9 protein-coding genes are annotated in these 12,412 nt (G+C 71.2%); 3 read left to right on the forward strand and 6 right to left on the reverse strand.

Annotated features, from left to right (window positions below):
- Positions 1-181: 181 nt before the first annotated feature.
- The 3 genes from G472_RS0120835 to glpD are packed head-to-tail and all read right to left on the reverse strand — an operon-like array spanning position 182 to position 3,923.
- Positions 182-1,264, reverse strand: a complete 1,083-nt coding sequence (locus G472_RS0120835; RefSeq protein WP_029009922.1) for an ABC transporter ATP-binding protein — start codon at positions 1,262-1,264, stop codon at positions 182-184.
- Between the two features lie 2 nt (positions 1,265-1,266).
- On the reverse strand, positions 1,267-2,370 hold the full coding sequence (locus G472_RS0120840) for an ABC transporter ATP-binding protein (protein ID WP_029009923.1): 1,104 nt from the start codon (positions 2,368-2,370) through the stop codon (positions 1,267-1,269).
- Complete coding sequence (gene glpD / locus G472_RS0120845) at positions 2,367-3,923, reverse strand: glycerol-3-phosphate dehydrogenase (RefSeq protein ID WP_029009924.1); 1,557 nt, start codon at positions 3,921-3,923, stop codon at positions 2,367-2,369. The genes G472_RS0120840 and glpD overlap by 4 nt, the downstream gene beginning before the upstream one ends.
- A 337-nt stretch (positions 3,924-4,260) precedes the next feature.
- Between glpD and G472_RS34665 the strand changes: the two genes are divergently transcribed.
- Positions 4,261-5,247: a cytochrome-c peroxidase gene (locus tag G472_RS34665; protein ID WP_051341096.1), complete on the forward strand. Its 987-nt coding sequence runs from the start codon at positions 4,261-4,263 to the stop codon at positions 5,245-5,247.
- Entirely contained in the window at positions 5,244-8,102 is a 2,859-nt protein-coding gene (locus G472_RS34670; RefSeq protein WP_051341097.1) for an EAL domain-containing protein, read from the forward strand. Before G472_RS34665 ends, G472_RS34670 begins: the two co-directional genes overlap by 4 nt.
- A 119-nt stretch (positions 8,103-8,221) precedes the next feature.
- Here the strand turns inward: G472_RS34670 and G472_RS0120860 are convergent, their stop codons facing one another.
- On the reverse strand, positions 8,222-9,208 hold the full coding sequence (locus tag G472_RS0120860; protein WP_029009925.1) for a zinc-dependent alcohol dehydrogenase family protein: 987 nt from the start codon (positions 9,206-9,208) through the stop codon (positions 8,222-8,224).
- Between the two features lie 121 nt (positions 9,209-9,329).
- On the opposite strand from G472_RS0120860, the gene G472_RS0120865 reads away from it, so the two are divergent.
- A complete protein-coding gene (locus G472_RS0120865) occupies positions 9,330-10,211 on the forward strand; it encodes a LysR family transcriptional regulator (protein ID WP_211100222.1) in 882 nt (293 codons plus the stop codon).
- Between the two features lie 22 nt (positions 10,212-10,233).
- Here the strand turns inward: G472_RS0120865 and G472_RS0120870 are convergent, their stop codons facing one another.
- A complete protein-coding gene (locus tag G472_RS0120870) occupies positions 10,234-11,001 on the reverse strand; it encodes a DeoR family transcriptional regulator (RefSeq protein WP_029009927.1) in 768 nt (255 codons plus the stop codon).
- A gap of 61 nt (positions 11,002-11,062) precedes the next feature.
- Entirely contained in the window at positions 11,063-12,337 is a 1,275-nt protein-coding gene (locus G472_RS0120875; RefSeq protein WP_029009928.1) for a glycerate kinase type-2 family protein, read from the reverse strand.
- Positions 12,338-12,412: the final 75 nt, after the last annotated feature.

A 12,412-nucleotide genomic window follows, 5' to 3' on the forward strand; every position in this document is an offset into this window, starting at 1 on the left:
GGGCCAAGGTGCGTGTCGCCCTGCACCGTGCGTGCATGCTGAAGTCCCTCCCATGGTCTCGCGGGGCCCGTTGGCGGGCCCTCGTTTTCATGCGGCCGGGAAACCCCGGACCACCGTGTTCAAACGCCACAAAGGCTCCGGCCCTGCCGGGCCGCGGCCGGTACCGGTTGCGAACCCGGCATCACACAGCCAGACGGCCGTCGCGGTAGAGCCGGGCGCGGTCCGGCGGGAAGCGCAGCGCGGCCTCCGTCGGGACCGGTTGATCCTCCGCCACCTTCACCTTCAGCGACCGGGTGCCGAGACGGGCGGTGACGATCTTGTGGGTGCCCAGGTTCTCCACCCCGGTGACGGTCACCGGCACCGTTCCGGGACGGCCGGCGGCGGCCAGCTCCAGGAACTCCGGCCGTATGCCCAGCTCCAGGGCGCCGCCGCCCGCCGCCGCGGTGTCGGCAGCGCCCGTGCGCAGCGGGATGGCGATGCCGTCCACATGGACACAGCCCTCGCCGGGTTCGCAGGGCAGCAGGTTCATGCCGGGGCTGCCGATGAAATAGCCGACGAAGGTGTGCTGCGGTGCCTCGAACAGCTCCTGCGGGGTGCCGAGCTGCACCACCTGCCCCTCGTGCATCACCGCCACCCGGTCGGCGAAGGTCAGCGCCTCCACCTGGTCGTGGGTGACGTAGATGAGCGAGAGGCGGAACTCGCTGTGCACCTCGCGCAGCTTGCGGCGCAGGCGCCATTTCATGTGCGGGTCGATGACGGTCAGCGGCTCGTCGAACAGGATCGCCGCCACGTCGGAGCGCACCAGCCCCCGCCCCATGGAGATCTTCTGCTTGGCGTCCGGCGTCAGCTTCTGCGCCCGGCGCGCCAGGTCGGGGGTCAGTTCCAGGAGATCCGCCACCCGCCGCACCCGCCGGTCCACGTCGGCCGCCGCGACGCCGCGGTTGCGCAGGGGGAAGGCCAGGTTGTCGTAGACCGACATGGTGTCGTAGATCACCGGGAACTGGAACACCTGGGCGATGTTGCGCTGTTCCGGTGACAGGTGCGTGACGTCGCGCCCGTCGAACAGCACCTGCCCCTCGCCGGGGGTCAGCAGGCCGGAGATGATGTTGAGCAGCGTGGTCTTGCCGCAGCCCGACGGGCCCAGCAGGGCGTAGGCGGCACCGTCCTCCCAGGTCATGGAGAAGGGGCGCAGCGCGTAGTCCTGCGGCCCCGCGGGGTTGGGGCGGTAGGAATGGCCGAGGTTGCGCAGCTCGATGGCGGCCATGGTCATGCCACTCCCTTCAGGCGGTTCGGCAGGCTGCGCGGGGCCGCCAGCAGGCGGCCGTCCGGCGCGAACACGAAGACGCGGGCGGGGTCGAAATAGACGGGGATGATCTCGCCGATGGGGTGGGTGTGGATGCCCTCCTCCCGCGCCACCAGCGGCACGCCGTTGTGGACGACGTGGATGAAGGTCTCCGAGCCGCTGATCTCCGCCAGTTCCACCCGCGCCGGCACGGCCACCGACTGGTCGCCCCGGCGCACCACCCCCAGGTGGTTGGCGCGCACGCCGATGCGGCAGGGGCCGGCGGGCAGGCCGCGTTCGTGGGCGGCCAGCGGCAGGTGGGTGCCGTCGCTGAGCGCCACCCCGTCGTCGGTGAGGATGCCGTCGATGAAGTTCATGGGCGGGTCGCTGAAGATCGCCCCGGCGTCGGTGTCGACGGGCCGGCCATAGACCTGCAGGGTCGGCCCGAACTGCAGCAGGCGCCCCTCGTGCAGCACGCCGGTGTTGCCGCCGAGGATCAGCGCCTCCGCCGGCTCGGTGGTGGCGTAGACGACGACGGTGCGGCGCTCGGCGAACAGGACGCGCAGCTCCTCGCGCAGTTCCTCGCGCAGCTTGTAGTCCAGGTTGACCAGCGGTTCGTCCAGCAGCAGCAGGCCCGCCTCCTTGACCAGCGCGCGGGCGATGGCCGTGCGCTGCTGCTGCCCGCCGGACAACTGGGAGGGCAGCCGGTCCAGAAGCCCGTCGATGCGCAGCATGGCGGCCGTGCGCTTCACCCGCCGCTCGATCTCCACCGCGTCCATCCCCTTGCGGCGCAGCGGCGAGGCGATGTTCTCGAAGACGGTGAAGGAGGGATAGTTGATGAACTGCTGGTAGACCATGGCGACGTCGCGCCCGGCGACGCCCCGGCCGGTGACGTCCCGCCCGTCGTCGAGGATGCGGCCGGAGGTCGGCCGGTCGAGCCCGGCGATGAGCCGCAGCAGCGTCGTCTTGCCCGCCAGCGTGCGCCCCAGCAGCACGTTGAAGGAGCCGGGCGCCAGGTCCAGGGACACGCGGTCGATGTGGACGGCACCGCCCACCGTCTTGGTGATCGCGTCGAGGCGCAGCGTCATCGCCGGCCTCCCGCCAGGGTGCGGGCGGGCGCCGCCGCGCCGGGGCTGCGGAGTTCGGCGATGCGGGCGGCGACCGCGTCGCGCCCCGCCGCGTCCAGATGCAGGCCGAGCTTGCTGCGCCGCCACAGGAAGTCCTCGCCGGTGTGCACGTATTCGTGCTCCACCGCGTAGCGCAGCTCGGCGTCGTAAACATCGCCGGCGACGCACGGGCCGAGATCGGCCGGGGAGCGCGCGCCGTCCAGCAGCCGGCGCACCCGCGTGCCGTAGGTGCGAGCCCAGCGGCGCGCCGTTCCCGCGGGCAGCCAGGGGGACTCGGCGCACAAACGCTCCAGGAACCGGTCGAAATCGGCGTCCGGCATGTCGCCGCCGGGCAGCGGCGCCGTCGCCGTCCAGCGCGGCGCCGGGCGGCCCAGCGCCTTCTGCACGGTGTCCACCGCCTGCTCCGCCAGGCGGCGGAAGGTGGTGATCTTGCCGCCGAAGATGGACAGCAGCGGCGCCCGCCCGTCCCCGGCGTCGAGGTCGAGCACATAGTCGCGCGTCACCGCCGAGGCGTCGCCGGTGTCGTCGTCGTACAGCGGGCGCACGCCGCTGTAGGTCCACACCACGCTGTCCGGCGTCACCGGCGTTGCCAGGCAGCGGGACAGGACGCGGCAGAGATAGGCGATCTCCGCCTCGTCGATGCTCACCGCCGCGGGGTCGCCGTGATAGTCCACGTCGGTGGTGCCGATCAGAGTGAAATCCCCTTCATAGGGGATGGCGAAGACGATGCGGCGGTCGTCGTTCTGGAAGATGTAGGCCCGGTCGCCCTCGAACAGGCGCGGCACCACGATGTGGCTGCCCTTGACCAGGCGCACGGCGGAGCGGGTGTTGACGCCGAGACGGCCGTTCAGCACGTCGGCCACCCAGGGGCCGGCGGCGTTGACCAGTGCGCGCGCCCGCACGGTGTGGCGCGCGCCGGTCGCGGCGTCCTCCAGCACGGCGCGCCACAGGCCGTCCTCGCGCCGCGCCTCGACGCAGCGGGTGCGGGTCAGGATGGCGGCACCGCGTTCGGCGGCGTCCATGGCGTTGAGCAGGACCAGCCGGCTGTCCTCGACCCAGCAATCGGAATACTCGAAGGCGGTGCGGAAACGCTCCGCCAGCGGCCGTCCGGCGGGGTGGTTGCGCAGGTCCAGGGCGTGCGACCCCGGCAGCCGCTTGCGGCCGCCCAGATGATCGTAGAGGAACAGGCCGATCCGCAGCATCCACGCCGGCCGCATGGTCGTGTCGTGGGGCAGCACGAAGCGCATGGGCCGGATGATGTGGGGCGCCAGGGCCAGCAGCACCTCGCGCTCCTCCAGCGCCTCGCGCACCAGCCGGAACTCGTAATGCTCCAGGTAGCGCAGGCCGCCGTGGATGAGCTTGGTGCTGGCCGCCGAGGTGGCGCTGCCCAGGTCGTTCTGTTCGCACAGGACCACCGACAGGCCGCGGCCCGCCGCGTCACGGGCGATGCCCGCCCCGTTGACCCCGCCGCCGATGATGAGCAGATCCGCCGGCTGCTGGCCGGTTGCGGTCATGTGGCCTCTCCCTGCACGCGCGGTCGTTTTCGTTTCGCCGCGTTCGCTTTCGTTTATGAACGCTAGCCCGCGCCGGATTGTTCGTAAAGCGGTTTTTTGCAGCCTATGCCTTCGGCCATAGGCGCGGTCGGCCGGGACGAGAGAGGCGCGCATTTCATTGCGCGAACACAGGCAGCAGGTTAGCGAAATGCCGCGGCGTCGCGTTCTCGTCCACAGGATGTTCTACTTTCGCGTTTCCTGAAGGCCGCCCACCGCACCTTCCGCGACATGCCGCCCATTGCGTTGGTCATAGGCCGACTGTTAAAATACGAAGTACTTTGGGCGACGGGATCGGACCATGACACGAAGCCGTTCACGCACCGGCGCGGTTCTGGGAGCGTTCCTGTGGCTGGTGCCGGTGACGGCGCAGGCCGGGGAGGCCGCGCGCGAACCCATCCGGCCGCTGCCGCCGCCGGCCGTAACCGATCCGCTTCGGGTGGAACTGGGGCGGCGCCTGTTCGCCGATCCCATCCTGTCGGGCGACGGCACGGTGAGCTGCCGATCCTGCCATGATCCCGGCCGCGGCGGTGCCGACGCCCAGCCGGTGGCGGTGGGCATCGGCGGCGCGACGGGCACGCTCAACACCCCCACCGTGTACAACGCGGCGCTCAACCTGGCCCAGTTCTGGGACGGCCGCGCCCGCACCCTGGAGGAACAGGCCGGCGGGCCCATCACCAATCCGGTCGAGATGGCCGCGCACTGGCCGGATGTGCTGGCGCGGCTGACGGCGTCGCCCTACCGCGCGTCCTTCCGCGCGGCCTTCGGCACGGACCCGAGTGCCGACACGGTGGCGGCGGCGCTGGCCGAATACCAGCGCACGCTGATCACCACCGGCTCGCGCTTCGACGCCTGGCTCGCCGGCGACGCCGCGGCGATCAGTCCCGAGGAGGAGCGCGGCTACGCCCTCTTCAAATCCTACGGCTGCGCCTCCTGCCACCAGGGCGCCAACGTCGGCGGCAACATGTTCCAGCGCTTCGGCTTCTTCGGCGACCCGTTCGGCGACCGCGACGGGGAGCGCCCGTCCGATGCGGGCCGTTTCGCGGTCACCGGACGCGACGCCGACCGCCGCGTCTTCAAGGTGCCGGGCCTGCGCCTGGCGGTGCTGACCGCCCCCTATTTCCACGACGGCAGCGTCGCCACCCTGCCCGAGGCGGTGCAGCTCATGGGACGCTACCAACTCGGCCAGGAGATCCCGGAGGAGGACATCACGCTGATCGTGCAGTTCCTCGCCACCCTGCCCGGCCCCCTGCCCGACGCCGGGCCGGCGGGCGGAGACGATCCATGAACCGCTTCACCCTGTCGGCGGGCGTCGTCTTCACCCTGGCGGTGGCGGTGACCGTCGGCCTGCTGGCCTTCGTCGCCGACCGCAGCACCGACGCCCGCCGCCACGCCGCGGCGCTGGCGGTGTTCGACGGTCTGGTGCAGACGGAGACCAGCCTGGACCGCGACCTGTTGCAGGTCGTCGCCGGCATCCTGCCCCATTACGACCCGCTGGTGGAGCATGTGCGCGGCCTCGAAACCCTCGCCGCACGGCTGCCGGCGGGCGACGCCGGGACGGCGGTGCTGTACCGGGCGCGGATCGACGCGAAGCTGGACGCCGCCGAACGCATCAAGGGCACCGCCGCCTTCGTGCGCAACGCGGTCAACTACGTTCCCTTCCGGATCGGCCGGTACGGCGAAACCGGCCGGCCGGAGGTGCTGGCGCGGATGCAGCGCGCGCTGATCGACGAACTGGCCGGCCGGCCGTCGGACGCCGGCGGCGCCGTTGCCGTTCCCGCGGCACCGGCGGACGGTCCGGAAGCGGCGGAACTGGCCCACATCGCCCTGCACCTGGGCACCCTGCGCGATCAGAAGGCGGAGCTGCGGGACGCCATCGACGCCTATTTCGCCATCGACGCCCGCGGCGTGCTGGAGACGCTGCGGACCGCCTATCTGGCGGATTACGCGCGGCGCCAATGGTGGTCGCAGGCCATCACCCTCGTCCTGGTGGGGCTGACGTTCCTGCTGTTCGTGGCGCTGGGCGGGTCGATCGTCCGGCTGGGCCGGGCGCACCGGCGGGTGCGCGAGTCCGAGGCGAAATTCTCCACCATCTTCCACGCGGCGCCCGAGCCGGTGGCCATCGCCGCGGTGCCGGACGGAACGCTGCTCGACGTGAACGCGGCGTTCGAGCGGGTCACCGGCTTCACCCGGGGCGAGGCGCTGGGCCGCCCCCTGCAGGACTTCGCCGCCGACGACGAGGTGCGGGGGCTGGCGGCGGCGCTGACCGGCCCCGCCCCCCTGGCCAACCGCGAGATGCGCCTGCGCCGACGCGAGGGACCGGAGTTCACCGCGCTGGTGTCGCTGGAGGCGGCGCGCATCGGCCGCAGCGCCTGCTGCATCGCCGTGGCCCGCGACATCACCGACCGCATCGCCGCCGAGCACGGCATGCGCATGGCCGACAGCGTGTTCGAGAACGCGCGCGAAGGCATCATGATCACCGACGCCGGCGGCACCATCGAACGCATCAACCCCGCCTTCACCCGCATCACCGGCTACGCGCCGGACGACGTCATCGGCGCCTCGCCGCGCCTGCTCAACTCCGGCCGCCACGACCGCGCCTTCTACCGCGACCTGTGGGCCGCCCTCATCCGCGACGGCCACTGGTCGGGGGAGATCTGGAACCGCCGCCGCAACGGCGAGATCTACCCGGAATGGCTCAGCATCTCCGCGGTCCGCGACCGGGAGGGAAGGACCGGGCGCTATGTGGCCGTGTTCTCCGACATCACCACCGTCAAGCGTCACGAGGCGGCGCTGCAACACCTGGCCCACCATGATGCGCTGACCGGGCTGCCCAACCGGGTGCTGCTGGCCGACCGCATGGAGCAGGCCATGGCCCGGACGCGGCGCAGCGGCCGCGCCATGGCCGTCGCCTATCTCGATCTGGACGGCTTCAAGCCGGTCAACGACCGCCACGGCCACGGCGCCGGCGACGCCCTGCTGGTGGAGGTGGCCCGGCGCATGGCCGGGGTGCTGCGCACCGGCGACACGCTGGCCCGCCCCGGCGGCGACGAGTTCGTGATCCTGCTGCCCGACCTGGGCGACGCGCAGGAGTGCGCCGGCGTGCTGGGCCGCGTGCTGGCCGCCGTGTCCGAGCCGGTCTCCCTGCCCGATGTCGGCACGCCGGTGCGGGTGTCCGCCAGCATCGGCGTCAGCCTGTTCCCCGACGACGACAGCAACCCCGACACGCTGCTGCGCCACGCCGACCAGGCCATGTACCAAGCCAAGCAGGCGGGGCGGAACCGTTTCCAGTTCTACGACGCCGACCGCGACCAGCGCGTGCAGGCCCGCCGCGAAACGGTCGCCGCCCTGCGCGCCGCCATCGGCGCCGGCCGATTCACCCTGTTCTACCAACCCAAGGTCAACATGCGCCTGGGCAGCGTCGTGGGGGCGGAGGCGCTGATCCGCTGGAACCACCCCGAACGCGGCCTGCTGTCGCCCGGCGAGTTCCTGCCGCTGATCGAGGAGACGGAGCTGGAGGTGGCGCTCGGCGAATGGGTGATCGCCACCGCGCTGGCGCAGATGGCGGACTGGCACCGCCGGGGCATCGACCTGACCGTCAGCGTCAACATCGCCGCCCGTCACCTGCTGCGCGCGGACTTCACCGACCGCCTCACCGCCCTTCTGGCGGCCCACCCCGAACTGCCCCGCCACCGCCTGCAACTGGAGGTCCTGGAGACCGCGGCGCTGGAGGACATCGGGCGGGCCCGCACCATCCTGCACGTCTGCCGGGAGATGGGGGTATCGGCGGCGCTGGACGATTTCGGGACCGGCTATTCCTCGCTGACCTACCTGCGCCATTTGCCGGTGCAGACGCTGAAGATCGACCAGTCCTTCGTGCGCAACCTGCCGCACGACGCCGAGGACTGCGCCATCGTGGAAAGCGTGATCGTGCTGGCCCGGGCGCTGGGCCGCACCGTCCTGGCCGAGGGGGTGGAGTCGGTGGAACAGGGCCGCCGGCTCCTGCACCTCGGCTGCGACCTGGCCCAGGGCTACTGCATCGCCCGCCCCATGCCCGCCGCCGACCTGCCCGACTGGATCCGCACCTGGCAGGCCGATCCCCGCTGGACCGCCGACGACCGCCCCGACCGGCTGGCGGGCTGATCGCGGACACCCCCTGTCCCTGCCCGGGCGCCGGCGTCCCGGAGTGAACGGCGGCGCCCCGCCCCCGGGGTGATCGGTCTATGGCAGGCCCGGTTCCGGACGCCGCCCGGCACAAGGCGTCATACGGTCACGACGATCTTTCCGAACTGCTCGTTCGACTCCAGATACCGATGCGCATCGGCGATCTCTTCGAAGGGAAAGACCTTCGCGATGATCGGCCGGAGTGCGCCGGCAGCAAGACCGTCGAGGATGAACCGTTTGGCCGCCTCCAACTTCCCGGGATTGCCGGTGATCTCATGGACGAGATAGCCGCGTAACGTCAGGCTCTTGCTCAACACCGCGGGAAGCGGAAACGGCGCGGGCCGGGCGCTCAACCCGCCGTATTCGATGAGGACACCACCGCGCGCCATGGCCTGAGTGAGCGGTTCGAGGATCGGGCCGCCGACGCAATCAAGCACGACACGAACGCCGATCGGACCGGCGATCCGGTTCAGACCCGATGCCGGGTCCTCGTCGTCCGTCACGATCACGTGCGCGGCACCGGCATTGATCAGTGCCTGTCGCTTGGCGGCGGTGCGTGTGACGGCAACGGGAATCGCGCCGATCATGTTGCTGATCTGGATGGCGGCAAGCCCCACGCTGCTCGACGCCGCGGTGATGGCCACGCATTCACCCCGCCTGATCGCCGCGACGTCAATCAGGGCGCCGTAGGCTGTCAGATACGCCATCCAGGTGGCGGCGGCGCCCTCCCGGCTCAGGTTCGGCGGATGCCGGACCACGCGTTCGGCCGGTACGCTGATGCACTCGCCATAGGTCGGCCATCGGGCCATCGAGATCGGCGGGATGACGCTGACCGCATCGCCCGCCTCGAATCCGTCGACACCGTCACCCAACCGCTCAACGACACCGGCCGCCTCGAGGCCGAGCCCCGACGGCAATGCCGGTGTTTCGATATAGGCGCCGGCGCGCATCAGCGCTTCGGCTCGATTGATGCCCAGCGCCTTCACTCTGATCAGCACCTGTCCCTCATCGGGCAGCGGCGCGTCGATGGTTTCGAAGCGCAGAACCTCCGGGCCGCCGTGTCGGTCAAAACGGACCACACGCATCGTCGTTCACTCCTAACCATTGGCTTTCAATTACCTTTAACAAAGCCATTTGGGGCGATAAATTGGCGGTCCGGCACGACAGAAGTAAACAATGGTTTTGAATATGGATCGCCTCACGAGCATGGAGGTGTTCGTCAAAGCGGTCGACCTGGGCTCCTTCGCGGCCGCCGCCGACGCCCTCGGCATGTCCGCGCCGATGGTCGGCAAGCATGTTCGGTTTCTCGAGGATCGCCTGGGTGTCCGTCTGATCAACCGCACCACGCGCCGGCAGAGCCTGACGGATGTCGGCCGCGAATATTGTGAGCGTTGCCGCCTGATTCTTGCCGAAGCGCAGGCGGCCGACGCTTTCGCGGCTCATCAGATGTCCGAGCCGCGCGGAACGCTGCGGGTGACGGCACCGGTCCATTTCGGGCGTCATTGCGTGATGCCGGTCCTGATCGCGCTCGTCGGGACGCTGCCGAACCTCGAACTCGACCTCTCGCTCAGCGACCGTCTCGCCGACCTTGCCGACGACGGCTACGATCTTGCGATCCGGACGGGTCCCCTTGACCCCCGGGGCGGGCTGACCGTACGCCACATCGCGCGCCAACGCATGATCGTGTGCGGATCACCGGGTTATCTGGACGCCCATGGATACCCGAAGGGCATCGACGAGCTCCGGCGGCACCGCGCCATCGTCTACCGCCGCTCGGGGATCGTTCGGCCCTGGCAGTTTCCCGGCGGCAGTTCCGGTCCGATCGACGTGCTCCCCGAATCCCGCATCCGGATCGACGATCTCGCCGCCGTGGCGGATGCGGTCGCGGACGGCGCCGGGCTTGCGTGGCTGCCATCGTGGCTTGTCCGGGAGCGTCTGGAGCGGGGCCACCTCGTCGAGCTGCTACCGGAGCTGTCGGGATTCCCCTATGACGTCAGCGCGCTCTGGCTGTCGACCGGGATCCTGCCGCCGAAAGTCCGGGCCGCCGTCGACGCGCTGGCCCGGGATGTGCCGAAATACATGGTTTGATGACGGTCCCGCCGACCCGCCCTCACCCGCCCTCCGCCACGTGCACCCGGCAGCCGCTGGCGGCGACCACCTCGGCCATTCCCGGCGGCGGCGGCACGTCGGTGAAGAGGTCGTCGATCTCGCCGATGTGGCCGAGGCGGATCATGGCGCTGCGGCCGAACTTGGTGTGGTCCGTGACCAGGAAGACGCGCCGGGCGTTCTCGATGATGGCGCGGGCCACCCGCACCTCGTCGTAGTCGTAGTCGAGGAGGTCGCCCTCCTCGTCGATGCCGCTGATGCCGATGATGCCGATGTCCACCTTGAACTGGCGGATGAAGGCGACGGTGGCCTCGCCGACGATGCCGCCATCGCGCTGGCGCACCGCGCCGCCGGCGATGCTGACGCTGAACGCCGTGTTGGTGTGCAGAATGTTGGCGACGTTGAGGTTGTTGGTGATGACCCGCAGCCCCTGGTGGGACAGCAGCGCGTGCGCCACCGCCTCCGTCGTCGTGCCGATGTTGACGAACAGGGAGGCGTCGTCGGGCACATGCTCCGCCGCCAGCCGCGCGATGCGGCGCTTCTCGTCCGCCATCAGCATCTGGCGGGTGGTGTAGGCGACGTTTTCGACACTGGACGGCAGCGTGACGCCGCCGCGGAAGCGCCGCACCAGCGATTGCGACGACAGCTCGTCAATGTCGCGCCGGATGGTCTGCGGCGTCACGCCGAAATGGTCGGCCAGCCATTGCACCTGAAGGACGCGCCGCTCGCGCACCAGCGAAACGATCTGCTGTTGACGCAGCGTGGAGTCCATGGGGAGGGGTCCGGACGGCGGAAAGGATGCCCGGAACCCTGCCCCAAGCGAAAGCGAACGGTCAACCGCGATGATCCGGCAACACCAGCATGGCCCGGAAATCGTTGACGTTGGTGAGCGTCGGCCCGGTGACCAGAAGGTCGCCGACGCTGCGGAAGAACGAATAGCCGTCGTTGTCGGCCAGCCGCTCCCTGGCCCGCACCCCCGCCGCCGCGGCGCGGGCCAGGGTGTCGGGGGTGAGGATGGCGCCGGCGTTGTCCTCGGTCCCGTCGATGCCGTCGGTGTCCGCCGCCACCGCCCACACCGACGGCGCGCCGTCCAGCGCCACCGCCAGGGCCAGCAGGAACTCCGCGTTGCGCCCGCCGCGGCCGGTGCCGCGCACGGTCACCGTCGTCTCGCCGCCGGACAGGATCACGCACGGCGCCGCCGCCGGCTGGCCGAAGCGCGCCGCCTGGCGGGCGATGGCGGCGTGCACCCGGGCCACCTCGCGCGCCTCCCCCTCGATGGAATCGCCGAGGATCAGCGGCGTCACCCCGGCCGCGCGCGCCACCGCCGCAGCGGCCTCCAGGGACGCCTGCGGCGTGGCCACCAGAAGGGTCTGCGCGCCGGCCAGCCGCGGGTCGCCGGGCTTGGGCGTCTCGCCCTCGCCGCGCTCCAGGTGGGCCTTGACGGCGGGCGGCAGGTCGATGCCGTACTTGGCGATCACCGCGCGGGCGTCGGCGAAGCTGGTGGGGTCGGCGACCGTGGGGCCCGAGGCGATGACCGACAGATCGTCGCCGGGCACGTCGGAGATCACCAGCGACACCACCCGCGCCGGGTGCGCCGCCAGCGCCAGCCGGCCGCCCTTGACCGCCGACAGGTGCTTGCGCACGCAGTTCATCTCGGTGATGTCGGCGCCCGAGCGCAGCAGGGCCCTGGCCACCGTCTGCTTGTCGGCCACCGTCAGCCCCGCCGCCGGAGCCGCCAGCAGGGCCGAACCGCCGCCCGAAATCAGGCACAGCACCAGATCGTCGGAGCCGAGGCCGCCGACCGTCTCCAGGATGCGCCGCGCCGCCGCCTCGCCGGCCGCGTCGGGCACGGGGTGGGAGGCTTCGACCACCGCGATCCGCTCCGTCGCCACGCCGTGGCCGTAGCGGGTCACCACCAGGCCGCCGAGGTCACCCGGCCAGTGGTCCTCCACCGCCTTCGCCATGGACGCCGCAGCCTTGCCGGCCCCCACCACCACGGTGCGCCCCTTCGGCGGGGCCGGCAGGTGCGGCGGCACGCAGACCGCCGGCAGCGCCGCATCCACCGCGGCCCGGAACATGGCTTCCAGCAGGTGCCGGGGGGTTTCCATGGGTGCCTCCGTTCGCTTCGATGGCCCTCCCCCGCCTCCGGGCGGGGGAGGAGGCTGAGGACAGCTTACTCCGCC

The sequence above is a fragment of the Azospirillum halopraeferens DSM 3675 genome (assembly GCF_000429625.1).
Lineage (GTDB): Bacteria > Pseudomonadota > Alphaproteobacteria > Azospirillales > Azospirillaceae > Azospirillum > Azospirillum halopraeferens.

Bases quoted from the DNA above. Each gene is read 5' to 3' on its own strand.
- G472_RS0120875 (WP_029009928.1), bottom strand. From the start codon at position 12,337: ATGGAAACCCCCCGGCACCTGCTGGAAGCCATGTTCCGGGCCGCGGTG.
- G472_RS34665 (WP_051341096.1), top strand. From the start codon at position 4,261: ATGACACGAAGCCGTTCACGCACCGGCGCGGTTCTGGGAGCGTTCCTG.
- G472_RS34670 (WP_051341097.1), top strand. From the start codon at position 5,244: ATGAACCGCTTCACCCTGTCGGCGGGCGTCGTCTTCACCCTGGCGGTG.
- G472_RS0120870 (WP_029009927.1), bottom strand. From the start codon at position 11,001: ATGGACTCCACGCTGCGTCAACAGCAGATCGTTTCGCTGGTGCGCGAG.
- G472_RS0120860 (WP_029009925.1), bottom strand. From the start codon at position 9,208: ATGCGTGTGGTCCGTTTTGACCGACACGGCGGCCCGGAGGTTCTGCGC.
- G472_RS0120840 (WP_029009923.1), bottom strand. From the start codon at position 2,370: ATGACGCTGCGCCTCGACGCGATCACCAAGACGGTGGGCGGTGCCGTC.
- G472_RS0120865 (WP_211100222.1), top strand. From the start codon at position 9,330: ATGGAGGTGTTCGTCAAAGCGGTCGACCTGGGCTCCTTCGCGGCCGCC.
- G472_RS0120835 (WP_029009922.1), bottom strand. From the start codon at position 1,264: ATGGCCGCCATCGAGCTGCGCAACCTCGGCCATTCCTACCGCCCCAAC.
- glpD (WP_029009924.1), bottom strand. From the start codon at position 3,923: ATGACCGCAACCGGCCAGCAGCCGGCGGATCTGCTCATCATCGGCGGC.